General features: G+C 68.2%; 18 protein-coding genes. 9 read left to right on the forward strand and 9 right to left on the reverse strand.

Going from position 1 to position 23,640, the window contains the following annotated elements:
• Positions 1-2: 2 nt before the first annotated feature.
• The 3 genes from ABS735_RS31140 to ABS735_RS31150 are packed head-to-tail and all read right to left on the reverse strand — an operon-like array spanning position 3 to position 3,543.
• On the reverse strand, positions 3-983 hold the full coding sequence (locus ABS735_RS31140; protein ID WP_373902600.1) for an ABC transporter permease: 981 nt from the start codon (positions 981-983) through the stop codon (positions 3-5).
• Positions 976-1,899, reverse strand: coding sequence for an ABC transporter permease (locus ABS735_RS31145; RefSeq protein ID WP_164383348.1), 924 nt, complete (start codon positions 1,897-1,899; stop codon positions 976-978). The genes ABS735_RS31140 and ABS735_RS31145 overlap by 8 nt, the downstream gene beginning before the upstream one ends.
• 9 nt (positions 1,900-1,908) lie before the next feature.
• A complete protein-coding gene (locus tag ABS735_RS31150) occupies positions 1,909-3,543 on the reverse strand; it encodes a peptide ABC transporter substrate-binding protein (protein WP_373902601.1) in 1,635 nt (544 codons plus the stop codon).
• A 205-nt stretch (positions 3,544-3,748) separates the two neighbouring features.
• Between ABS735_RS31150 and ABS735_RS31155 the strand changes: the two genes are divergently transcribed.
• Genes ABS735_RS31155 through ABS735_RS31170 form a run of 4 tightly spaced genes read left to right on the forward strand, consistent with a single transcriptional unit; the run spans position 3,749 to position 9,649 of the window.
• Positions 3,749-3,889, forward strand: coding sequence for a hypothetical protein (locus ABS735_RS31155; protein ID WP_373902602.1), 141 nt, complete (start codon positions 3,749-3,751; stop codon positions 3,887-3,889).
• 54 nt (positions 3,890-3,943) lie between these two features.
• Entirely contained in the window at positions 3,944-5,017 is a 1,074-nt protein-coding gene (locus ABS735_RS31160; RefSeq protein WP_373902603.1) for a HesA/MoeB/ThiF family protein, read from the forward strand.
• The gene (locus ABS735_RS31165; protein WP_373902604.1) at positions 5,005-6,222 is read left to right on the forward strand and encodes a hypothetical protein; all 1,218 of its coding nucleotides are present in this window, start codon (positions 5,005-5,007) and stop codon (positions 6,220-6,222) included. The genes ABS735_RS31160 and ABS735_RS31165 overlap by 13 nt, the downstream gene beginning before the upstream one ends.
• A gap of 46 nt (positions 6,223-6,268) precedes the next feature.
• Positions 6,269-9,649: an AfsR/SARP family transcriptional regulator gene (locus tag ABS735_RS31170; protein ID WP_373902605.1), complete on the forward strand. Its 3,381-nt coding sequence runs from the start codon at positions 6,269-6,271 to the stop codon at positions 9,647-9,649.
• On the opposite strand, the gene ABS735_RS31175 is transcribed toward ABS735_RS31170, so the two are convergent.
• Positions 9,644-10,435, reverse strand: a complete 792-nt coding sequence (locus ABS735_RS31175) for an AfsR/SARP family transcriptional regulator (protein WP_373902606.1) — start codon at positions 10,433-10,435, stop codon at positions 9,644-9,646. The genes ABS735_RS31170 and ABS735_RS31175 overlap by 6 nt on opposite strands.
• A 476-nt stretch (positions 10,436-10,911) precedes the next feature.
• On the opposite strand from ABS735_RS31175, the gene ABS735_RS31180 reads away from it, so the two are divergent.
• From ABS735_RS31180 to ABS735_RS31200, 5 genes are all read left to right on the forward strand, one after another.
• Positions 10,912-11,940: an ABC transporter permease gene (locus ABS735_RS31180; RefSeq protein ID WP_373902607.1), complete on the forward strand. Its 1,029-nt coding sequence runs from the start codon at positions 10,912-10,914 to the stop codon at positions 11,938-11,940.
• A gap of 79 nt (positions 11,941-12,019) precedes the next feature.
• Positions 12,020-13,780 (forward strand): ABC transporter substrate-binding protein, encoded by a 1,761-nt coding sequence (locus ABS735_RS31185; RefSeq protein ID WP_373902608.1) that lies wholly within the window; start codon positions 12,020-12,022, stop codon positions 13,778-13,780.
• Positions 13,781-13,885: 105 nt separating this feature from the next.
• Positions 13,886-14,866, forward strand: coding sequence for an ABC transporter permease (locus ABS735_RS31190; protein WP_373902609.1), 981 nt, complete (start codon positions 13,886-13,888; stop codon positions 14,864-14,866).
• Positions 14,867-14,939: 73 nt separating this feature from the next.
• Positions 14,940-15,977 (forward strand): ABC transporter ATP-binding protein, encoded by a 1,038-nt coding sequence (locus ABS735_RS31195; protein WP_373902610.1) that lies wholly within the window; start codon positions 14,940-14,942, stop codon positions 15,975-15,977.
• 26 nt (positions 15,978-16,003) lie between these two features.
• Positions 16,004-17,044 carry an ABC transporter ATP-binding protein gene (locus ABS735_RS31200; protein ID WP_373902611.1) on the forward strand — a complete coding sequence of 347 codons (1,041 nt, stop codon included), beginning with the start codon at positions 16,004-16,006 and terminating at the stop codon, positions 17,042-17,044.
• 145 nt (positions 17,045-17,189) lie between these two features.
• Here the strand turns inward: ABS735_RS31200 and ABS735_RS31205 are convergent, their stop codons facing one another.
• The 5 genes from ABS735_RS31205 to ABS735_RS31225 all read right to left on the reverse strand — a co-directional run bounded on the left by ABS735_RS31205 (position 17,190) and on the right by ABS735_RS31225 (position 23,426).
• The gene (locus ABS735_RS31205) at positions 17,190-18,305 is read right to left on the reverse strand and encodes an ABC transporter ATP-binding protein (protein WP_373902612.1); all 1,116 of its coding nucleotides are present in this window, start codon (positions 18,303-18,305) and stop codon (positions 17,190-17,192) included.
• A 12-nt stretch (positions 18,306-18,317) separates the two neighbouring features.
• Positions 18,318-19,379, reverse strand: a complete 1,062-nt coding sequence (locus ABS735_RS31210; RefSeq protein ID WP_373902613.1) for an ABC transporter ATP-binding protein — start codon at positions 19,377-19,379, stop codon at positions 18,318-18,320.
• A gap of 9 nt (positions 19,380-19,388) precedes the next feature.
• Complete coding sequence (locus ABS735_RS31215) at positions 19,389-20,366, reverse strand: ABC transporter permease (protein ID WP_373902614.1); 978 nt, start codon at positions 20,364-20,366, stop codon at positions 19,389-19,391.
• Positions 20,367-20,478: 112 nt separating this feature from the next.
• Positions 20,479-22,290 carry an ABC transporter substrate-binding protein gene (locus tag ABS735_RS31220; RefSeq protein WP_373902615.1) on the reverse strand — a complete coding sequence of 604 codons (1,812 nt, stop codon included), beginning with the start codon at positions 22,288-22,290 and terminating at the stop codon, positions 20,479-20,481.
• A gap of 101 nt (positions 22,291-22,391) precedes the next feature.
• Positions 22,392-23,426 (reverse strand): ABC transporter permease, encoded by a 1,035-nt coding sequence (locus tag ABS735_RS31225; protein ID WP_373902616.1) that lies wholly within the window; start codon positions 23,424-23,426, stop codon positions 22,392-22,394.
• Positions 23,427-23,640 lie beyond the last annotated feature (214 nt).

The raw sequence follows: 23,640 nt of genomic DNA on the forward strand, positions 1-23,640 counted from the left end.
GCTCACCTCAGCTTCGGGTCGAGGGCGTCGCGCACCGCGTCGCCGAGCATGATGAACGCGAGGACGGTGATGGCGAGGGCTCCGGAGGGCCAGAGCAGGGCGTGCGGGGCGTTGCGTACGTAGGGGGCGGCGGCGGAGATGTCGATGCCCCAGGAGACGCTGGGCGGTTTGAGGCCGACGCCGAGGAAGGACAGGGTCGCCTCCAGGGAGATGTAGGTGCCGAGCGCGATGGTCGCCACGACGATGACCGGGGCGATGGCGTTGGGCGCGATGTGCCGCAGCAGGAGCCGGGAGTTGGAGGCGCCCAGCGCCCGCGCCGCCTGCACGTAGTCGTTCTGCTTGGCGGTGATGACGGAGCCGCGGGCGATGCGGGAGATCTGCGGCCAGCCGAGCAGCACGATGAAGCCGATGACCGGCCAGACGGTGTTGCTGGTGATGACGGAGAGCAGGACGAGACCGCCCAGGACGACCGGGATCGCGAAGAAGATGTCGGTGATGCGGGACAGGACCGCGTCCCCCGCGCCGCCGAAGAACCCGGCGAGGCCGCCGAGGACGCTGCCGAGGACGGCGACGCCGAGCGTGGCGAGGATGCCGACCGCGACCGAGGTGCGGGCGCCGTAGACGGTACGGGTGTAGACGTCGCAGCCCTGGCCGTTGAACCCGAAGGGGTGGCCGGACTGGGAGCCCTCCTGGGCCTTGGCCAGGTCGCACTTGAGCGGGCTGCCGGAGGCGATCAGGGACGGCCACAGGGAGATGACGATCAGGAAGAGGATCACCAGCGCGGAGATGATGAAGACGGGGTTGCGGCGCAGGTCGTGCCAGGCGTCGGACCACAGGCTGCGGGGCTTTTCCCGCGGGTCCGCCCCGTCCGGCCCCGGCGGCTGCTCCAGCGTGACCGCCTCGCTGGTGCCGAGGTCCATCGTGCCGCCCATTCCGGTGCCGGCGACGGCGCGTTCGGGCTCGTAGGGCTCCTGTTCAGGCATAGCGGATCCTCGGGTCGAGTACGGCGTACAGGAGGTCGACGACGAGGTTGGCGACGAGGAAGACGAGGACCAGGACGGTGACGAAGCCGACGACGGTCTGGGTGTTCTGGCGCAGGATCCCCTGGTAGAGCTGGTAGCCGACGCCGTGGATGTTGAAGATCCGCTCGGTGACGATGGCGCCGCCCATCAGGGCGCCGATGTCGGTGCCGATGAAGGTGACGACAGGGATGAGGGAGTTGCGCAGCAGGTGCCGGGTGATGACCCGGTGGCGGGGCAGGCCCTTGGCGATGGCGGTGCGGACGTAGTCGGAGCGCCGGTTCTCCGCGATGGAGGTACGGGTCAGCCGGGTCACGTAGGCCAGCGAGACCGAGGCGAGCACCAGGCCGGGGACGATCAGCTCGCCGAAGAGCGCCTCGGAGGAGACGGCCGGGTCGATCCAGCCCCACTTGACGCCGAGCAGCAGCTGGAGCAGCAGGCCGGTGACGAAGGTGGGGACGGAGATGACGACGAGGGTCAGCAGCAGCACCCCGGTGTCGACGGGGCGGCCGCGGCGCAGGCCGGTGACGACGCCGAGGATGATGCCGACGACGATCTCGAAGAGGATCGCCACGATGGTGAGCCGGATGGTGACCGGGAACGCCGTCCCCATCAGCTCGGTGACCGGCTGGCCGTTGAAGGCGGTGCCGAAGTCGCCGGTGAAGACGTTGCCCATGTAGGTGGCGTACTGCCGCCACACGGGCTGGTCGAGGCCGAACTCGTGCCGCAGCTGCGCCGCCGTCGCCGGGTCGCACTCCCGGTCGCCGCACAGGCCCGCGATGGGGTCGCCCATCACGTTGACCATCAGGAAGATCAGCAGCGTGGCCCCGATGAAGACCGGGATCATCTGGAGCAGCCGCCGGACGACGTAGCGTCCCATGGCGCCCCCTCAGCCGACCTTGATCTCGTTGTAGACCGGGACGCTGAACGGGTTGAGCTTCACGTTGGAGAGCCGGTCCGAGTAGCCGGCGCTGCCGTTCTGGTACCAGAGCGGGATGGCGGCCATGTTGTCCCTGAGGACCTCCTCGGCCTGCTGGAAGGTCTTGACGGCCTCGGCGGTGTCGGTCTGGCCGTTGGCCTTGTCGACGAGCCCGTCGAACTCCTTGTTGGACCACTTGCCGTCGTTGGAGGAGGCGTTGGTGTAGTAGAGCGGCTGGAGGAAGTTCTGGATGAGCGGGTAGTCCATCTGCCAGCCGGCGCGGAAGGGGCCGCTCATCTTCTTGCCGGTGATCTGGTTGCGGAAGTCGGCGAAGGTGCCGACCGGGTTGCCGGCGCAGGCGCGGTCGTTGTCCAGGGCGTTGTTGATGGAGTTGCAGACCGCGTCGACCCACTGCTTGTGGGAGCCGGTGTCGGCGTTGTACGTGATCTTGACCTGGCCGCCGGGCAGCCCGCCGCCCTCCTTGACCAGCTTCTTGGCTTCCTCGGGGTTGTACTCGCACCCGTCGCCGCACAGGCCCGGCTTGTAGCCGCCGTCCTTGCCGAGGACCGGTGAGGTCCAGTCGGTGGCCGGGGTGCGGGTCTGCTGGAAGATCGTGTCGGTGATCTGCTTGCGGTCGATGGCCATGGACAGGCCCTTGCGGACCTTCTCGGAGCCGGACTTGTTCCAGTCGTTGTCGTAGAAGGGGAAGGCGAGGGTCTGGATGATGCCGGCGGGGGTGTTGATGTACCGGTCGCCGAGGTCGTTCTTGACGTTCTTGAGCTGGGAGGCCGGGACGTCGTCGACGAGGTCGAGGTTGCCCGCGATCAGGTCGGTGTAGGCGGTGTTGTTGTCGGTGTAGACCTTGAGGTCCACGCCGCCGTTCTGCGCCTTGTCCGGGCCGGGGTAGTCCGCCCACTTGCGCAGGGACATCTGCGAGCCGCGGGTGTAGTTGTCGACCTCGTACGGACCGTTGCCGACCGGCTTCTTCAGCCAGGCGTCGTGGTCGTCGAAGAACGCCTTGGGCAGCGGCGCGAAGGCGTTGTAGCCGAGGGTGTCGGGGAAGCTGGAGAACTTCTGGTTGAGCTTGATGGTGAAGGTGCGCGGGCCGGTCACCTTCAGCCCGGAGAGCGTGTCGGCGCTCTGCTCGCCGCTTTCGGGGTGCACCTTGTCGTAGCCGTCGATGTACGCGAAGAAGTAGGCGTTGCGCTGGTTGTTCTTCAGGCTCGCGCCGTAGTTCCAGGCGTCCACGAAGGACTGGGCGGTGACCTTCTCGCCGTTGCTGAAGGTCCAGCCGTCCTTGACGGTGACGGTGAAGTTCTGCGAGTCGGAGGTGTCGATCTTCTCGGCGAGCATGTCCTTGGCCTCGCCGGTCTCGGGGTCGTACTTCTTCAGCCCCCGGAAGATCATGTCGAGGACCTTGCCGCCCTGCACCTCGTTGGTGTTGGCCGGCTCCAGCGGGTTCTGGGGGTCGCCCCAGGAGGAGCTGAGCACTCCGCTGCCGTCACCGCCGCTGCCGCCGTCCCCGCCCCCGCCGCCACAGGCCGTCGCCGCGAGGACTACCACCGCCGCGCAAGCGGCCCATTTGGCGTGCGTGGCTCCGCGCATGGAGTGCCTCCTCGTGCCCTGGTTCTCCTGTTGCCCCATTTCAGTCAATATCGATGGATAGTTGACTCTTCGCACATCCAGTCCCGCCATCCGGGGTGGATCACCCCTCGGAAAGGCCACTGAAAGACGACGGAAAGTTCGCCGGAGGACTCTGGTCGGCAGTCAGGCATGCGCCTGATGTCCCGAGAAGAGAGGAACGGCGAACATGCAGGACACCCAGCACGTCACGCAGAACGACGAGAAGTCGACCTCCGTCACGACGGACCTGGAGGGGCAGACCGAGCTGATCGAGATCCGCCTGCTGGACAAGATCGAGACCATCGACAGCAAGGCCATCGCCAGGTAAGCGCCGAATCACCGGCGGATCGTTCCGTCCGAGAAGTACTCCGGGAGGCAAGTCGTGAGACGTCCACGAGTAAAACGGGAACACGTCCCGCACCGGTTCGACGACGGAACGGTCCGCCTCGGCGGCGAGGTCTACGGAATCGCAGCGGAAATCACCGACCACCATGGGTGGGCATGGGACGCCCTGACCATGATGGACGGCGCGACCCCGCTTCAGGACATCGAAACGTCGTTGGCCGAGCGGCATCCGCGACTCGGCCCGGACGGTGCCCGGCGGCTGGTGCGGGAACTGATCGACACCGGCTACGTGGAAGACGCGACGGCCGGCCGTCCCGAGGGGTTCACGGACGCCGAGATCGAGCGGTACAGCCGCAACCACGACTATTTCCGGCGCATCGACCTGCGTCCGGAGACCGACCCCTGGGAGACTCAGCGGCGCGTCACACGCTCCCGTGTGACGGTTCTGGGCGTGGGGGGCACCGGCAGCCACGCCGCCTGGGCACTCGCCGCGGTCGGCATCGGCACCCTCCACCTGGTGGATCCGGACCGCGTGGAAGTGTCCAACCTGACCAGGCAGGCTCTGTACACCGAGGCTGACGTGGGCCGGCCCAAGGCGCAGGTGGCCGCGGAACGCCTCGGCGCGGTCAACTCCTCGGGGACGTACACCCACGAGGTGCGGCGGGTGGACACCGAGGGCGCGTTGCGCGAACTCGTCGCTCTGTCCGACGTCTTCGTGCTGTGCGCGGACGAGCCGCGCAACGACGTCATCAACAAGATGACCAACAGGGTCTGTGCCGAGCTGGGAGTTCCCTGGGTGACCGCCGGCTACAACGGTCCCCTGGTGACGGTCGGTGTCTACGGCCCCGAGGGCCCCTGCTTCGATTGCGTCGGCGCGGGTGAGGAGGCCAAGCTCAAGCCCGGCTGGCATCCGGATCTGGGGGGCACGGGAGCGATGGCGCCGGCCGCCGGAATCTCCGGTCAGCTGATCGCCAACGAGGTCGTCTCGCTGGTCACCGGTACGGCCCGGACGGCTCCCGGCTTTGTGCGCGGCATCAATCTGATCGCCCCCGACCATCTCGTCCACGTGCGGCATCCCGCCCGGCCGGAGTGCCCGTTGTGCAGCCGTTGACCAGTCCTCGGGGACTCGAAGTCGCCTTTCACGAGCTGGAGTTCCGCCCCGACCGGGACGAGTGGATCATCGGGCGGCAGGGCACCGACGAGATCATCGCCCTGCCCGCGATCGGCATGGACGCGGTCCGGCTGCTGTCCGCCGGCAAGACGGTGGAGGAGACCAGGAGCAGCCTGCGCGCGAGCACCGGCCGCGACGTCGATGTCCGGGCTTTCGTGGAGCGGCTCGCGTCCGCCGGGCTGGTGGCGTCCATCGGCGAGCGGCGGTTCCCCGTCGCGCCGGCCGCGGTCTCGCTCCCCCGGGTGCGGACGCACCATGTGCGCTGGCTCATGAACCCGGTGCTGCACGCCGTCCTGCTCCTGATACCGGTCACGGCGCTCGCGGTCGCGGTGACGCGTCCCGGCACCTTCCCCTCGTGGGACAGCTTCCTGTGGACGGAGTACGGCACCTTCACGGTGCTGGTGCAGTGTGCGATCGGCTGGTGCCTCATCGCCCTGCACGAGGCCGCGCACCTGCTGACGGCCCGCGCGGCGGGTGTGCGCGGGCGGATCCGGCTCGGTACCCGCCTGCAGTTCCTGGTGGCACAGACCGAGGTGTCGGGCATCTGGCTCAAGGGCCGGCGCGAGCGGCTGACGGTCTACCTGTCCGGCATCGTCCTCGACGCGGTGATCTGGGGCGGCTGCCTGCTGGCCCGCGCCTGGGGAGCGGACTGGGTCCTGCTCCCCGTGATCGTGGTGACCCTGTTCCTCGCACTGGCGAACCAGTGTCTCGTGTTCATGCGCACGGACCTGTACTTCGTCGTCCAGGACCTGACGGGCTGCCGGAACCTGTTCACCGACACGACCCGCTACTTGCGGCATGTGGCCGCCCGGCCCTTCGGCCGCCGGGCCCCGCACCCGCTGCGGTCACTGCCGTCCCGCGAGCGGCGCTTCGTGAAGGCCTACGCCGTCGCCGTGGTCGTGGGCAGCGTGGCCTGCCTGGCCATCGGTCTGCAGGTGGTCACCGAGGTCACCTGGCGTCTGCTGCACCGGTCCCTCGTGCACCTGACGGACGGCTCCGACTGGTGGGGCCGGCTCGACGCGGTGGTCACCGTCCTCATCCTGGTCGGGCTGCACGGACTGTGGATGCGTCTGTGGTGGAAACGCCATGGTGAGCGCGTACGGCGCACGACGCGGTCCGCCCTCAAGTGGCGGAGCCGTTACTGAGCGGAGTCCATGGCCTGACGGAACGGTACTGGTTTACCGTTCCCCGATGCGTAATCGTTCGCCTCGGTTTCGTCTGCTCGGCCCCCTTGACATCCAGGTCGACGGAGCCGGCGTCGTCCTCACGGGACGTCAGCGCGCCCTCTGCGCGGTCCTGTTGCTGCACGCCGATCGCGTCGTCTCCGTGGACCGGCTGGCACAGGGCCTGTGGAACGAACGGATGCCCAGCGCGTCGGCCGCACGGATCCGCGCCCTGGTCTCCGAGGTCCGGCACGCCTTCGGTCCGGAGGGAGCCGCTCTTCTGGCCACCCGGAAGCCCGGGTACGTGCTGCGCGCCGCTCCCGCCGACGTCGACGCGTTCGTCTTCGAGTCGCTGATCAGGGACGGTTTGCGGGCGCTGACGCACAAGGAGTGGGCGGAGGCGTACCGCTACCACGACGACGCCCTCGCGCTGTGGCGCGGCGACCCGCTCCCCGATCTGCCCACCATGGAAGCGGAGCGCCGGCGCCTGACCGAACTGCACATCGCCGCCGAGGAGGGCAGGGCGGAGGCGGAACTGGAACTGGGCCGGCCGCGCTCCGCCGTCGCCGACCTGGTCCGGCTCACGTCGAAGCATCCCCTGCGCGAACGCCCGCACGCGCTGCTGATGCGTGCCCTGGCCCGGGACGGCCGGTCGCCGGACGCCCTGGTCGTCTACACCGACCTGCGCAACCGCATGGTGCGGGAACTCGGTGTCGACCCCTCGGACGAACTCACGGAACTCCACCGGAAGCTGCTCGCCGGAGACGCTGCCCCCCGGACGGACGGGTCGGCTCCGGCCGAGCCCTCCCGGCCCCGGTGGGTGCCCCGCCAACTGCCCCGGGCTCCCCACCGCTTCGTCGGCCGGAACACGGAGTTGCGCCTGCTCGACGCCTGCCGGCGGGACGACGGTGCTCCGGCCGTGATCGTGGGGCCCGCGGGTGCCGGAAAGACCGCGCTGGCCCTGCACTGGGCCCACCGGATAGCCGACGACTATCCCGACGGGCAGCTCTTCCTGGACATGCGGGGCTTCGACAACGCCGAACCCATGTCCCTGGAGGAGGCGCTGCCCCTGCTGTTGCAGGGCCTGGGATGCGCGCCACGCGACATCCCGCTGGGCCTGGACGCGCAGACCTCCCTCTACCGCACGCTTCTGGCGGGCCGTCGGGTCCTCGTCCTGCTCGACGACGCGGCCGATGCCTCGTCCGTACGCCGGCTCCTTCCGGCCACCGACGGGTCGCTCGCCGTGGTGACGAGTCGGCGGAAACTGAACGGACTCGTCCTGGACGGGGCCCGCCCGGTGACCTGCGACGTGCTGTCCCGCGAGGAGGCACTGGAACTGTTCGGCGCCGCGATCGGCGCCGAGGTCGTCGCGGCCGACCCCCAGGCCGCGGCCCACCTGGTGGAACTCTGCGATCACCTGCCCCTGGCCCTGTGCGTCGCCGGCTCTTGGATCGGCACCCGGGCCGGGAGCGTCCGGGCCTACGTCACCAGCCTCGCGGAGCGCGGCCGTCTTGCCCGCCTGCACGTGGAGGGGGAGGAGAGCGTCGCCGTGCGGGCCGCGCTCGACCTGTCGTACGGGGCGCTGCCCGACGAGGCGAGGTGGGTCTTCCGCTCCCTGGGGCTGCTTCCGGGCACCGGTCGCTCGGTGGCCGCGACCGCGGCGGGCGCGGGGCTGGACGAGGAACGGACGGCCGACCTGCTGAGACTCGCCCAGCGGGTGCACCTGCTGCGCGACGACGAGGACGGCCGTACGGCCTGGCACGACCTCGTGCACGAGTACGCCGGGGAACGGGTGCTCGCGGAGGACACCGAGACCGAGCGGGCACGGGCCGTCGACCGCCTCCTCGACCACTACCTGCAGAGCGTCTCCCGCGTCGCCGCGACGTGCCGCCTCTACTGCCCGCAGCCCCTTCCGGAGCCCGTCGGCGGGTCCGCCCCGCGGACCTTCCGCACCCCGGAGGAGGCCTTCGCCTGGTTCGACGAGGAGTGGGAGGGCATCGCGGCGGCGATCGCGTACGCGGCCGAGCACGGGCCCTCCCGCTTCGCCTGGCAGATCGTCGACGCGTTGCAGGACCTGTTCCATCACCGCCGTCCCCTTTCCGACTGGCTGCGGCTGGCCGCGCTCGCCCACAAGGCGGCCGAACGCGGCGGTGACCGCAGGGGCCAGGCGGTCGTCCACCTGTCGTCCGGCCATGCCCTGTGGCGGAGCGGGGACTTCAGAGGGGCCCTCGGCGCCTACGAGAGTGCGCAGGTCGCGGCCCGCGACGCCGGGTGGCTGTCGGGTGAGGCGCGGAGCGCGCAGGGCAGGGGGGTGACGCTGAAGCTGCTCGGTGAGCCGCGCGAGGCACTGCCCTTCTACGACCGCGCCCTCACCCTCTACCGCTCCCTCGGCATGACGGAGGCCGAGAAGATCATGCTGACCAACACGGCGTCCCTGCAGCTCGCGCTGGGACGGCTCGCCGAGGCGGAGGAAGCGGTGACCGGAGCGCTCGCGCTCAACAGCGGCACGCAGGGGCACATCCACTCGATGACCCTGGTGAACCACGCGCTGGTGCAGCAGAAGCAGGCGAGGTTCCGGGAAGCCGCCGCCACGTTGTGGAAGGGCCTCGAGGTCTCCCGCGACTCCGAATCGCTCTACGCGGAGGCGGTGATGCTGGAGACCCTCGGCCGGGTGCGCGACGACGCGGGCCAGGACGCCCGTGCCCTCCTCGCCTATGAGGACGCGCTCGGGCTTGCCCGGCGCGTCGGCAACCGCAACTGCCAGGTCGATTCCCTGGTGGGTCTCGCCTCCGTGAAGCTGCGTACGGGCCGGACGCCGGAGGCGGCCGCACACCTCGATGACGCCCGGGCCATTGCCGAGGAGACCGGGCACCGGACCGGCCTGATCGAGATCCTGCTGGTGCGCGGGGCCCTGCACTGTGCGGAGGGACAGTACGGAGAGGCGACGGCGGTTCTGGAGACGGCCGGCGGGCTCGCGGTGAACGGCAGTCCCCTCACGCTGCCCCGCATCCGGACCCTCGGCGCCGTGGCCCTCCGGGAGACCGGTGAAACCGACGCCGCGCTGAAGGCGGCACGGGAAGCGGTCGACCAGGCGCGGAACTCGGGTCAGCGCCTGGTGCTGGCACGTGCGGTGACCGCCCTCGCGAGCGTCTGCGAGGCTGTCGGCGACACCCGGCCCGTCGTCGAGTACCGCAACGAGGCGGAGACCTTGTTCGACGAGATCGGCATCCCGTCCCCCTACCGGACGGCCACCGGACGCCGAGGCCCCGACGCCCCGCCGGACCGGAGCCCCCGCACTTGGGGCACGCGCCCTCCCCTGCCGGACGACACGGAGGAGCGCTTCGCACGCTACCTCGCCGATCACTTCGACGACCTCACGGTCGAGCCCGCCGCGGCCCGACCGCTATGACGCCATGGCCGCCCACACCGGGCGGCCGCCGTGAATGACCTCGTCCCTGCGCAGGATCCGCTCGTGCAGCATGCGCAGCCTGCCCCCGGGCTCGACGCCGAGTTCCGCGACGAACCGTGAGCGGGTCGAACGGAAACAGTGCAGCGCCTCGTCCTGGCGCCCGCTGCGGTACAGCGCCAGCATCAGCAGACTGGCGATCCGTTCGTCCAGGGGGTGGGCCTCGACCAGCTCGTGGAGCAACGGCACGTAGTCGTCGCAGCGCCCGAGGCCGAGCGCCAGTTCCGCGCTGTTGACCCTCGCGGCCCGCAGCTCCTGGCCGAACGTCACGCGCGCGGCCTCCGCCCATGCCGTCCGCACATCGGACAGCGGCTGGCCGTGGCACAGGGCCAGCGCCTTCTCGTAGAGCTCCAGGGCGGCCTCCTCCTCTCCCCGGCGCTGCGCGTTCCTGGCCTGCCGGACGAGGGCACGGAAGCGGAGGACGTCGACGGTCTCCTCCGCCGCCACCAGGGTGTACCCGCCCGGCCGCCGGACCACGTCGCACGTGGTGCCGGGCGCACCGACCGCCTGCAGCGCCTTGCGCAGCCGGGTCGCCAATGTGTAGAGGGCGTCGCGGGGGCGGGCCGGGACCCTGCTCTCCCAGACCCGGCCGATCGTGTCCTCGTCGGTGACGAAGGAGTTCGCGGACCAGGCCAGCGTGGCCAGAAGGCGACTGACGGTCGGGCTGACGGAAATGTTTTCACCATCTGTGGCGCGAAGCTCGATACAACCCAGGATCTGTACGTTCACGCGGTCCCCTGAAGGTCTTCGTCGGTCTGGTGTCGGCAGCACCCCTCACTGTGCGGACCGGACGTTCGGGTTCTGCATGGATCACGCACGGGCGGCACCGGCCGGAGCACGAGCCGCACTCACGGCCGAGCAGGACAGAGCCGGGATTTCTCCGGCCGACCACGCAATGGATCACCACAATGCGATGCAAAGTCGTTACATTGCGACCCTCGGGTGTACGCATTTCGACGACCTGGCGTCCACATAACGAACACCTTGCCTGATTGGTCCAGTTGGCCCGATGTAAGGCACGGATCGATCACGACGCGCTACACGCGTAGCTACGGATCGACCAAGAAGAGGTAAAGAAATTAAAGACAAGGTCAACTCGGGTCAGATTTTATTGACCTTGAACGAATTGCGTTGAAAAAGTCCGGCGTAGCCCGTAGGGGGACGCCCTGCGGAGTCATCAGACCCTCCCTTGGGCCAGGAGCACCATGACCCCCCCAACTCCATCAGCGGCCGCCCCGCTCGAGGTGACCGACGAGACCGTCGACAAGTCACCCACGCCCGCCACCCCCAAGGGCAGCGAGGGCCGCTCCCCGGGCCGCCTGGCCTGGAAGCGCTTCAAGCGCGACCGCACCGGCGTCGTGTGCGCCTGCGTTGTGCTCTTCTTCTTCGTGATCGCACTCGCGGCACCGCTCATAGCCAAGCTGTACGGCAAGGACCCGTACACCACCTACGCCAGCCAGCGACCCGAACTGCTCGACGCCTTCGCGTATCCGGCCGGCCCCAACGGCGGCATGAGCTCGGAGTTCTGGTTCGGCATCGAGCCGCAACTCGGCCGTGACGTCTTCACCTTCCTGCTCTACGGCATCCGCACCTCGCTGGGAATCGCCCTGGCGGCCACGCTGCTCACCACGGTCGTCGGCGTGGTCATCGGCATCACGGCGGGCTACCTCGGCGGCCGGACGGACTACTTCGTCGGCCGGGTCATCGACATCCTGCTCTCGTTCCCCTCGACGCTCTTCTTCATCGCCTTCATGCCGGTCGTCTACGGCCTCTTCGTCGCCGACGACGAGAACATCCCGACCTCGCTGCGGGCCGTCTCGCTCATCCTCGTGCTGGCGGTCTTCGGCTGGGCCTCCCTGGCCCGCCTGCTGCGGGGACAGGTGCTCGGTCTGCGTGAACGCGAGTTCGTGGAGGCGGCCAAGGTCACGGGTGCCTCACCGTGGCGGATCGTCTTCAAGGAACTGCTGCCCAACCTCTGGACGCCCATTCTCATCCAGTCCACGCTCATGCTCCCGGCCTACGTGACCGCGGAAGCGGGTCTCGCCTTCCTCGGCGTCGGCATCATCGACCCGACCCCGGACTGGGGTGTCATGATCCAGCGCGGTGCCCAGTTCTACACCGAGGACATCACCTTCATGCTCTTCCCGGGCGTGTCGATGGTGCTCTTCGTCCTCGCCTTCAACCTGCTCGGCGACTCGGTGCGCGACGCACTCGACCCGAAGTCCAAGCGCTGATCCGTTCCACCCTCCGGTCCGTACACAGGAGTCCGGCCGGGCACATCCGTCCCGTTTGACCACCCTTGGTAGGTTCACCATGGCTTTCTCCCGTAGAAACTTCCTCATAGCGACCGGTGTCGTCGCGGCCTCGTCCTCGGTCCTGACCGCCTGCGGCGGCAGCGACGACAAGGGCGGCTCCAGGAGCGACGCCCCGAAGGTGAGCGGCAGCAAGACCACGGAGATCCTGGTCGGCACGAAGGCCGACTCGACCGGTCCGGCCCCGGAGGTCAAGGACGCGGTCAAGGGCGGGACGGTCTACTCGCTCGACCAGTTCGACATGGACCACATGGACCCGGCACAGATCTACGTGTCGACCGAGGGCGCCATCACCGTGCCGATCATGCGCGGTCTGACGGGCTACAAGCTCGACGACAAGGGCGGCTGCACGCTGGTCGGTGACGTCGCCACCGACGCCGGCACGATGAAGGACGGCGGCAAGACCTGGTCCTTCACCATCAAGGACGGCGTGAAGTGGGAGGACGGCTCCGACCTCTCCATGGACGACGTCCGGCACACCTTCGAGCGCCTCTTCGCCGACTTCATCACCGAGGGACCGCGGTACGTCCAGCAGTTCCTCGAGGGCGGCGACAAGTACAAGGGCCCGTACGACGGCAAGTCGCTCGACTCGATCGAGATCAGCGGCAAGACCGTCACCTTCCGCCTCAACGAGGCCCGCGCCGACTTCAACTTCACCCTCGCGATGCGCGGTTACTCCCTGGTGCCGAAGAAGCACGACACCAAGGAGAAGTACGACAAGCGTCCGTTCTCCTGCGGCCCCTACAAGGTCGAGGCCCGCAGCGTCGGCAAGTCGCTGACCTACACGCGCAACGAGCACTGGGACGCGAAGACGGACCCGATCCGCAACGCCTACCCGGACAAGTACCACTTCCAGTACGGCTACGAGCTGCTGGCCTCCACGGACCGCTACCTCGCGGACAAGGGCAACGACCAGTACGCGATGTCGATCTTCAACGAGGTCGCCCCGCAGCGCATCGCGCAGGTGCTCACCAACGCCGAGCTGAAGAAGCGCGTCCTCACCGCGGTCGACACGGTCACCTACTACTGGCCGATCAACACCACCCGCATCAAGGACGTCAAGGTCCGCCAGGCCATCAACTGGGCGTGGCCGCACCAGCAGCTGCAGACGATCCGCGGTGGTGCCTCCACCAGCGAGCTGGCCACCACGATCCTCAGCCCGGTGACCCCCGGCTACGAGAAGTTCGACCTGTACGGCGTCACCAAGAAGCCCGGTGGCGACCCGGAGAAGGCCAAGGCCCTGCTGAAGGAGGCCGGCAAGATCGGCCAGAAGCTGGTCATCGCCTACCAGCAGTCGGACAACTCGGTGAAGTCCGCCGTGGCGATCAAGAACGCCCTGGAGGCGGCCGGCTTCAAGGTCGTCAACAAGCAGGTCGACAAGTCGACCTTCTACACCCAGATCGGCAAGATCGACAACGGTTACGACCTGTTCGCCGCCGGCTGGAGCCCGGACTGGCCGAACGGCTACTCGGTCTTCTACCCCTGCTGGAGCGGCGAGAACATCGGCAACGGCCGCAGCAACTACGCCCAGCTGAACGACACGTCCGTCAACAAGGCGATCAACGCGGCCGCCGAGATCTCGGACCCGGAAGAGGCCAACAAGGCCTGGGGTGCGGTCGACCGCCAGATCATGGAGCTGGCCGCCGTGGTGCCCGACTACCACTCCATCCGCAACTGGATGTACGGATCCAAGGTCGGCAACGTCGTCTACGACAACGGCAACACCTGCATCGCGCTCTGCAAGCTGTACCTCAAGAAGTAAGCGCACCCGAAACCGAGGGGGCGGCCACCACCCGTATGGTCGCCCCCTTCGGGCCCACCCCCCCTTCACCCCGGCGACGGCGCCCCGTCCGGAAAGTCACGCCCCATGTTCCGCTTCCTAGTCCGCCGAGTCTTCGGTGCGATGGTCATCCTTCTGATCATCAGCGCCGTCACCTTCTGGCTCTTCTACGCCGTACCGCGTGACCCCGCCATGATGTCCTGCGGCAAGAACTGCACGCCGGAGAATCTGGAGCAGATCCGGAAGAACCTGGGCATCGACGAGTCGATCGTCATGCAGTACTGGCACTGGCTCGTGGGCTTCTTCGCCGGCCGGGACTACGGCGGCTACGGCTACTGCGACGCGCCGTGCCTCGGCTACTCGTTCGCCAACAACGAGCCGGTCTTCGGCACGCTCATGGACCGGCTGCCGTTGACGCTGTCGCTCGCCTTCGGCGCGGCCGTCGTCTTCCTGATCGTCGGTGTGGGAGCGGGCATGCTCGCCGCCGTCAAGCAGGGCAAGTTCCTGGACAAGTTCGCCAGTTCGGTGTCGCTGCTCGGCTCCTCGCTCCAGATCTACTTCGTCGGCTACATCGCGATGTACTTCCTGGTCGCGCAGCTCGACCTGCTCAGCCAGCCGTCGTACACCCCGCTCACCGAGAACCCGGCCGCCTGGTTCTCCGGTCTGCTGTTGCCATGGCTGGTGCTCTCCATCATCTTCACGGCCAACTACACCCGTATGACGCGCTCGCAACTGGTGGAGCAGCTCAGCGAGGACTACGTCCGGACCGCTCGGGCCAAGGGCCTGTCCGGCACGAACGTCTTCTTCCGGTTCGCCTGGCGCGGTGCCATGGGGCCGATCGTCACCATCTTCGGCATCGACCTCGGTGTCCTGATCGGTGGCGCCATCATCACCGAGTCGGTCTTCTCGCTGCAGGGCATCGGCCGGCTCGCGATCCAGGCCGTGGACCAGAGCGACCTGCCGATGCAGCTCGGAGTCACCATGCTGGCGGCCGCAGCGATCGTCTTCTTCAACATCATCGTCGACGCGGTCTACGCCCTCATCGACCCGCGGATCCGGCTCGCCTGACCCCCGCCCGCCACAGTCGCCTCTCCCACCGCCCCACCCGGCTACCCCCCGCATCACCTCCTGGAGCGTCCCCGTGACGAGCACCGAACAGCAGCCCTTCCTCTCCGTCAGGGACCTGAAGGTCCACTTCTCCACCGAGGACGGCATCGTCAAGGCCGTCGACGGGCTCTCCTTCGACCTCGCCAAGGGCAAGACGCTCGGCATCGTCGGCGAATCGGGCTCGGGCAAGTCGGTCACCAACCTGACGATCCTGGGCCTGCACGACCGGGACCGCACCGCGATCGAGGGCGAGATCGTCCTCGACGACAAGGACCTGCTCACCGCCACCGAGCGGGAGCTGGAGCGGCTGCGCGGCAACAAGATGGCCATGATCTTCCAGGACGCGCTGGCCTCGCTGTCGCCGTACCACACCATCGGCAAGCAGATCAGCGAGACGTACCGCAAGCACACCGGCGCCTCCAAGAAGGAAGCGCGGGCGCGGGCGATCGAGATGCTGCGCCGGGTGGGCATCCCGCAGCCGGAGGTCCGGGTGGACGACTACCCGCACCAGTTCTCCGGCGGCATGCGCCAGCGCGCGATGATCGCCATGGCCCTGGTCTGCGACCCCGAGCTGCTCATCGCGGACGAGCCGACCACGGCCCTGGACGTGACGGTCCAGGCGCAGATCATGGACCTGCTCAAGGACCTCCAGCAGGAGTTCGGCACGGCCATCGTCTTCATCACCCACGACCTCGGTGTCATCGCCGACATCGCGGACGACGTGCTGGTGATGTACGGCGGCCGGTGCGTGGAGCGCGGCACCAAGGAGGAGGTGCTGCGCGACCCGCAGCACCCCTACACGCTGGGCCTGATGAGCTCCATGCCGAGCCTGGACGGACCGGTCGACGTGCCGCTGGAGCCGATTCCGGGCTCGCCCCCCTCGCTGCTCAACCCGCCCACCGGCTGCCGGTTCCACCCGCGGTGTGCCTTCGCCGAGAAGGTCGAGGGCGGGCTGTGCTCCTCCCAGCAGCCGGTGCTCGCGGTGCTCGAGGGCCGCGGGTCCGCCTGCCACCTGCCCAAGGAGCAGCGCAGGGAGCTGTTCGCCGACTCCGTCGCACTGCGGCACAACTGACGTACAAGAGACAGGACTTCACCATCATGAGCAACGCGGAAACGCTCCTGGACGTCAGCGGCCTGACCAAGCACTTTCCGATCAAGGGCGGCTTCCCGATCCCGCGCACGGTCGGTGCGGTCCGGGCCGTGGACGGCCTCGACTTCACGGTGGGCGCGGGCGAGAGCCTGGGTCTGGTCGGCGAGTCCGGGTGCGGCAAGTCGACGACCGGCCGGCTGATCACGCGCCTGCTGGAGCCCACGGGCGGCAAGGTCGTCTACAACGGCCAGGACATCACGCACGCGGGGCGCCGGGCGCTCGCGCCGATCCGGTCCGAGATCCAGATGATCTTCCAGGACCCGTACGCCTCCCTCAACCCGCGCCAGACGGTCGGCAAGATCATCGCGGGTCCGATGGAGATCAACGGCATCAACCCGGCCGGCGGCCGGGAGAACCGCGTGCGCGAGCTGCTGGAGATCGTGGGTCTCAACCCCGAGCACTTCAACCGCTTCCCGCACGAGTTCTCCGGCGGCCAGCGCCAGCGCATCGGCGTGGCCCGCGCCCTGGCCCTCGACCCGAAGCTCATCGTGGCCGACGAGCCGGTCTCCGCGCTCGACGTGTCCATCCAGGCACAGGTCGTCAACCTGCTCCAGAAGGTGCAGCGGGAGCTGGGCATCGCGTTCGTCTTCATCGCCCACGACCTGGCGATCGTGCGGCACTTCTCGCAGCGCGTCGCGGTCATGTACCTCGGCAAGATCATGGAGATCGCCGACCGAGACGACCTGTACGACAACCCGCGTCACCCGTACACCCGCGCCCTGCTCTCCGCCGTGCCCGAGGCCACGGTGGAGGACACGCCCCGCGAGCGCATCCGGCTCGTCGGCGACGTCCCCTCGCCGATCAACCCGCCCTCGGGCTGCCGCTTCCGCACCCGCTGCTGGAAGGCGACGGAGAAGTGCGCGTCCGAGACGCCGCCGCTGGTCCAGGTGGAGGGCAACAAGGCCGGGCACCTGACCGCGTGTCACTACCCCGAGACGGATGACGTACCCTCTCCCCGTCTCACCAAGAGCCCCGAGGCGGCCGCCTGACAACACCCCTTTTCTGTCGGCACCGCCTGCGGAAGGGACCGTCCAAGGCCCATTGACCCGAGCCCGGACTCGTCCGCTTCCAGGGAAACCGAGGGCCCGCGCCTCCCCAGGCGCGGGCCCTCGGTCTTTGCCGCCGTGGCGGGGTTCAGTCCTTGTCCACGTCCTCCAGCGCGGTCAGCGCCGGGTCCAGGACGATGTCCTCGTCGCGGGCCGCGGTCGTCGGCTCCTCCGGGAAGTGGCAGGCGGTCAGGTGCCCCTCGCGGTTGCCTTCGAGGCGGACCAGGGGAGGCACCTCGCTCGCGCACTTGTCCTGCGCCTTCCAGCAGCGGGTGCGGAAGCGGCAGCCGGAGGGCGGCATGATCGGTGAGGGGACGTCGCCGGCGAGGCGGATGCGCTCGCGGTCCTCCGGCTCGTCGACCGTTGACACCTCGGGCACCGCCGACAGCAGGGCGTGGGTGTAGGGGTGCCGGGGCCTGCTGTAGATGGAGACCCGGTCGCCGACCTCGACCACCTTGCCGAGGTACATGACCGCGACGCGCTGCGAGAAGTGCCGTACGACGGCCAGGTCGTGGGCGATGAAGAGGAAGGCGATGCCGAGTTCCTGCTGCACTTCCTGCAGCAGGTTCACCACCTGCGCCTGGATCGACACGTCGAGCGCGGAGACCGGCTCGTCGGCCACGATGAGCTTCGGGTTGAGGGCCAGGGCGCGGGCCACGCCGATGCGCTGGCGCTGGCCGCCGGAGAACTCGTGCGGGAAGCGGTTGAAGTGCTCGGGGTTGAGACCCACGAGTTCGAGCAGCTCGCGGACCTTCCTGTCCCGGCCGCCCTTCGGGTCGATCCCGTTGACCTCCATGGGCGACTTGATGATCGTGCCGACGGTCTGCCGGGGGTTCAGCGAGGAGTACGGGTCCTGGAAGATCATCTGGATCTCGGACCGGACGGGCGCCAACTGCCTGCGTGAGGCGTGGGTGATGTCCCGGCCCGCGTACTCGATCTTCCCGCCGGTCGGTTCCAGGAGCCGGGTGATGAGCCGGCCCGTGGTGGACTTGCCGCAGCCCGACTCGCCCACCAGGCCGACGCTCTCACCGGTGCCGACGGTCAGGTCGACGTCGTCCACGGCCTGGACGGCGCCGACCTTGCGTTTGATCGGGAAGCCGCCGTAGACGGGGAAGTGCTTGGTCAGACCCTCGACCTTCAGCAGCACCTCGGACGACGCGGAGGCGGGGCCCTGCTGTGCGGGAAGGGTGAGTTCGTCGCTCATGTCACGGTCTCCCTAGCGCAGCCGGGGCTGGATCTTGTCGATGAAGATGGTCTGCTTCTGCTCCGCCGTCAGATGGCAGGCCGCGGCGCGTCCCTCGCCGAGCGGCGGACGCTCGGTGGCGCACCGGTCGCCGCCCACCTCGCCGGTGAACGCGCAGCGCGGGTGGAAGGGACAGCCGGACGGCGGGTTGAGCATGCTGGGCGGCGATCCCGGGATCGGGTTGAGCGGCTGGTCGAGACTGCCGCCGAGGCGTGGCATCGAGCTGAGCAGGCCCCAGGTGTAGGGGTGCCGCGGGCTGCGCAGCACCTCGGCGGCGCTGCCGCGCTCCACGGCCCGTCCCGCGTACATCACGAGCAGGTCGTCCGCCATGTCGGAGATGACGCCGAGGTCGTGGGTGATGAAGACGATGGCCGAGCCGAACTCCTGCTGGAGGTCCTTGAGCAGGTCCAGGATCTGCGCCTGGACGGTCACGTCCAGGGCGGTGGTCGGCTCGTCGGCGATCAGCAGGTCGGGGTCGCAGACCAGGGCCATGGCGATCATCGCGCGCTGGCGCATGCCGCCGGAGAACTGGTGCGGGTAGTCGTCCACGCGGGACTTCGGCTGCGGGATGCCGACCTTGGTCAGCATCTCGATCGCCCGTGCCCGCGCCTCCTTCTTGGAGGCGCCGGTGTGCTTCATGTACGGCTCGGCGATCTGCCGGCCCACCGTGTAGTACGGCGACAGCGCGGTCAGGGGGTCCTGGAAGATCATGGCGACCTTGTTGCCGCGGAGCTTCTCCAGCTCCTTCTCGGTCGCCGTGACGAGTTCCTTGCCGTCGAGGACGATCTCGCCGTCGACCGTGGTCGTCTTGGGGTTGTGCAGGCCGAGCACGGTGAGGTTCGTGACGGACTTGCCGGAACCCGACTCCCCCACGATGCCCAGGGTCCGGCCGCGCTCGACGTCGAAGGACAGGCCGTCGACCGCCTTGACGATGCCGTCCTCGGTGGAGAACCGCACCCGGAGGTCGCGGACCGAGAAGAAGGACTCCGGCCCGGTCGGGGCCGTCGCGCCTTCGGTCTTGGTCGAAGTACTCACGGAGTTCTCCTAGCTGAGCCGCACGCGCGGGTCGATGTATGCGTAGGCGAGGTCCACCAGGATGTTCAGGAGCAGGATGAAGAAGGCCCCGAACAGCATGACGCCCATCGTCACCGGCAGGTCCTTGGTCAGCGACGAGTCGACCGCGAGACGGCCGATGCCGGCGAGGTCGAAGGTGAACTCCGTCACCACCGCCCCGGACAGCAGGGCGCTGAGGTCCATGCCGAGAATGGTGACGATCGGGATCAGCGATCCGCGCCAGGCGTAGCGGAAGAAGACGTAGCGCTGCTTCATGCCCTTGGCCCGTGCGGTGCGGACGTGCTCCTCCTGGAGCTGTTCGATCATGGTCGACCGCGCCATACGGGTGTACTGGGCGGTGAAGATGGTGGCCATCACGCACCAGGGGATGATCATGCCGACCATCCAGGCGATCGGGTTCTCCGTGAACGGCTCGTACTTCGGGTTGTCCAGGATCCCCGACTGGTACACGAAGATGCCGAGGACGATCGGGCCGAGGAAGTAGATCTGGAACGAGCTGAGGACGATCGAGGCACCGCTGACGGCCTTGTCCACGATGGTGCCGCGCTTCCAGGCGGCCAGCAGGCCCGAGCCGAGGCCCAGGAACAGGAAGATGACCAGGCCGCCCACCGTCAGGGAGAGCGTGAGCGGGAAGCGGTCCAGGATCGAGTCCCAGACGAACTCGCCGGTGTCGAAGGACATCCCCAGGCACGGCGCGGAGCAGTGCCCCTGACTGAAGTCCCGACCGCTCACGATGCCCGACATGAATTCCCAGAACTGGGCGGTGATGGGCTTGTCGAGGCCGAGGTTCTCGCGGATCACCGCGATGTTCTGTGGGGTGCAGTTTCTGCCGCAGGACAGCTCGGCGAAGTCCTGGGGGATCGTATAGAACAGGAAGAAGGTGAAGGCGCCGATCAGGAAGATGATCACGCATGCGCCGATCAACCTGCGAACGAGGAACTGAAGCATGGCAGGTGGATGCTCTCTTCGGGAACGCGGCGGCAGGTGAGGAAGACCTCCGCGGGGGTGCGCGCCGTCGCGCTCGCTCGGCGCGCACCCCGCGGTCAGCCGGGCCGGCGGGCTACGGCTGCTTCAGGTACAGGTCGTTGATGTCGATGTAGCTCGACTCGTTGCTGTACCGGGCACCGCCGATGTTCGATCCGTAGAGCTGGATCTGCTTGGAGTAGTAGACCGGGGCCGCCGGGTTGATGTCCTCCACGATGCGGTGGTGGGCCTTCTCCCAGGTCTTGGCCGCCTCCTCGGGCTGCTGCGTCATCGCCTTCTTGATCAGCGCGTTGACCTGCGCGTCGTCGATGTGCGAGTAGTTGGACGCGCCGTCGGCGACCAGTTCACCGTCGTAGACCGGGGTGATGACCGTGGAGGCGTTGGGCCAGTCCTGGCCCCAGCCGGTCATGTAGAGGTCGTACGGGTTGTCCAGCTTGCCGACCTGCTCGTAGAAGCTGGCCCGGTCGATCTCCTTGGCCTGGACGTCGAAGCCGATCTTCGCCAGGGCGTCCTTGATGATGACCATCTGGGCCTGACCGCGCGGGGTGTTGGAGTAGGCGTAGGTGAGCTTCGTGCCCTCCTTGACACCCGCCTCCTTCAGCAGCTGCTTGGCCTTCTCCGGGTCGCCGTTGGGCTTCTTCAGCTTGCCGAACGGGTCGTACTTCGGGTCGAAGTTCGGCAGGGTCGGGGCGAGCAGGCCGCCGGCGACCTCGCCGCCGTAACGGCCGCCGTCCGCCTGGACCATGGACTGGTTCGGGATCGCGTAGGTGATCGCGTCGCGGACCTTCTTGTCCTTCATGCGGTCCAGGTTGAAGCTCATCTGCCAGACGTAGACCTGGTAACCCGCGATGGTACGTTTCTTCGTCGCCGGGTCGCTGATGACCGTCGACATCTGGGCCGGGTCGACCGGGTCCGTGAACTGGATGGCGTTCTTGGCCTCGCCCTGGTCGGCGATCAGCCGCTTGGTCTGGCTGGCCTGGTCGATGGTGCTGGTGAAGTTGTAGCCGTCGACGTACTGGTGGCGCACCGAGTCCGTCTTCGCGTCCCACTGGTCGTTCTTGACCAGCTTCATCGACTTGCCGGGCTTGTACTCGGCGATCTTGTAGGGGCCGAGGGACGCGGGGGCGTCGTCGTACTTCTCCTTCGTGTCCCGCTTCTCGGGCACGATGGCGTAGCCGGCCATGGCGAGGGCCTGCGGGAGGTCCGGGCGCGGCTGGGAGAAGTGGAAGACGACCGTCTTGTCGTCCGGCGTCTCCAGCACCGAGTCCGGCAGGTGCTTGCCCTTGTACGGGCCGTCCGGCAGTGCCTTGCGGTAGTCGTTGCCCGAGAGCCAGGACTGGATGTAGGTCGGACCGTCGAAGATCACCTTCGAGTACTGGCGCTCGATGGTGTGCCGGACGTCCGCCGAGGTGATGGCGTTGCCCTGGTCGTCCTTGATGTTGTCCTTGAGCTTGTACGTCCAGGTCTTGCCGCCGTCGGAGGACTGGCCGGAGTCGGTGGCGATGTCGCCGACGACGGTCAGGTTGCCCTCGTCGTCCTCCTGGAAGTTCGTCAGGCCGCGGTGGATCAGGTTGGCGAACTGGCCGGCGTCGCTGACGTAGATCTGGCCCGGGTCCATGTGGGTCAGGTCCGACTGCATGTAGACGTTGATGAACCCGCCGGGTTTCGCTCCGGGGACCTCCTGGGCCGGACCGTTGGACGCCGCGGCGTCGCCGTAGGCCACCGGGTCCTGCTGCTCGGCGGCGTCCTTCTGGTTCTTGGCGTCGCTCTTGCCCTTGCCGCCGCCGTCACTGTCGCCGGAGCAGCCGGTCAGCACCAGCGCGCCGGCCACGATGGCCACGGCTATGGCGCGCGTGGTGCGCGTGGTGCGGGTTCTGATGGGCTTCATGATGCCGATCCACCTGCCTGTCGATAGTTGTCCACGAGTGCTGCCTGACGGTCCGGAAGCCCGGCACGGGGGTGGCAGCTCCCCCACCCACCAATGGACGGTTACCGTCCGGTCTTGGGGTCGAATGCGTCCCGGACGGAGTCGCCGAGAAGGTTGAAGGAGAGGACGAAGACGACCAGCGCCACTCCTGGGAAGAACATGAACATCGGGTCCTGCTCGTACACGTCGGCACCGATGGCGAACATGCGGCCCCAGTCCGGGGTCGGTTCGACGAAGCCCACGCCGATGTACGACAGGAAGGCGATGGACAGGATCGTGCTCGGGAGGATGTAGGTGGCCTGCACCAGGATCGGTGTGACGATGTTGGGCAGGATCTCCTTGCGCACGATGCGCCAGGGAGAGGCCCCGGACACCTTGGCCGCCTCCACGAACTCGCGCTCCCGCAGCGTCAGTACCGAGCCGCGCACCAGACGGGCCAGTCCCATCCAGCCGAGGAACCACATCACCAGGGTGATGGCCACGGCTCTGAGATAGGTGGGGGTCTCGTCCTGCGGGGAGACGAACATCGCGGTCACGACGGGCATGAAGGCGATGAAGAACAGCTGTTGCGGGAAGGCCAGGAAGAAGTCGGTGATCCGTCCCAGCCAGTAGTCGACGCGGCCGCCGAAGAAGCCGCTGACCATGCCGATGAGCACGCCTGTGAGGACGCAGAGCGAGGTGACGACCACGGCCATGTACAGGGAGGTGCGCATGCCGTAGAGCAGCATCGTGAACACGTCGCGGCCCAGCTTGGGTTCGACGCCGAACCAGAAGTCGCCCGACATGCCGCCGAAGGAACCGGTGGGCATCGCGAAGTCGTCCAGGAGGAAGGGGTGGTCGGGCTCCTGGGCGTACAGCGTGTAGGGATTCTTCCCGTACGCCTTCGCGATGAGCGGGGCCAGTGCGGAGACGACGAAGAAGACGATCACGATGCAGGCGGAGACGACCCCGGTCCGGTCGCGTTTGAAGCGGAGCCACATCAACTGCCCGGGTGACCGGCCTTCGTGAGTCTTCTCCTCCCCCGTCTTGACGGGCTCCGGAGCATCGTCGGCGACGGCTGCCGTTCCGCCGTCCTCAATGTCGATTGGACTTGTCACAATTCGCCCATTTCACAGGTGTGGGTGTGCCGAACCGGCGGCGGGCGCAGGGTGTGCGCCATCGCGGAACGGATCATGAAGAAGCGTCGGGACGTTCCGGAGGACACCGGAAACCCGCAGCCGGACGCGCGTAGCCGGATGCCCGGACTTCAGCGGCCGGCCCGCTCCTCAGAGTCGATCGCCGTCCGCCGGGGCACAGTTGCGGGCGACGGAC

This window comes from Streptomyces sp. MMCC 100, assembly GCF_041538145.2.
Lineage (GTDB): Bacteria > Actinomycetota > Actinomycetes > Streptomycetales > Streptomycetaceae > Streptomyces.

Bases quoted from the DNA above. Each gene is read 5' to 3' on its own strand.
- ABS735_RS31170 (WP_373902605.1), top strand. From the start codon at position 6,269: ATGCGTAATCGTTCGCCTCGGTTTCGTCTGCTCGGCCCCCTTGACATC.
- ABS735_RS31180 (WP_373902607.1), top strand. From the start codon at position 10,912: ATGACCCCCCCAACTCCATCAGCGGCCGCCCCGCTCGAGGTGACCGAC.
- ABS735_RS31190 (WP_373902609.1), top strand. From the start codon at position 13,886: ATGTTCCGCTTCCTAGTCCGCCGAGTCTTCGGTGCGATGGTCATCCTT.
- ABS735_RS31150 (WP_373902601.1), bottom strand. From the start codon at position 3,543: ATGCGCGGAGCCACGCACGCCAAATGGGCCGCTTGCGCGGCGGTGGTA.
- ABS735_RS31200 (WP_373902611.1), top strand. From the start codon at position 16,004: ATGAGCAACGCGGAAACGCTCCTGGACGTCAGCGGCCTGACCAAGCAC.
- ABS735_RS31145 (WP_164383348.1), bottom strand. From the start codon at position 1,899: ATGGGACGCTACGTCGTCCGGCGGCTGCTCCAGATGATCCCGGTCTTC.
- ABS735_RS31215 (WP_373902614.1), bottom strand. From the start codon at position 20,366: ATGCTTCAGTTCCTCGTTCGCAGGTTGATCGGCGCATGCGTGATCATC.
- ABS735_RS31205 (WP_373902612.1), bottom strand. From the start codon at position 18,305: ATGAGCGACGAACTCACCCTTCCCGCACAGCAGGGCCCCGCCTCCGCG.
- ABS735_RS31140 (WP_373902600.1), bottom strand. From the start codon at position 983: ATGCCTGAACAGGAGCCCTACGAGCCCGAACGCGCCGTCGCCGGCACC.
- ABS735_RS31185 (WP_373902608.1), top strand. From the start codon at position 12,020: ATGGCTTTCTCCCGTAGAAACTTCCTCATAGCGACCGGTGTCGTCGCG.
- ABS735_RS31220 (WP_373902615.1), bottom strand. From the start codon at position 22,290: ATGAAGCCCATCAGAACCCGCACCACGCGCACCACGCGCGCCATAGCC.
- ABS735_RS31155 (WP_373902602.1), top strand. From the start codon at position 3,749: ATGCAGGACACCCAGCACGTCACGCAGAACGACGAGAAGTCGACCTCC.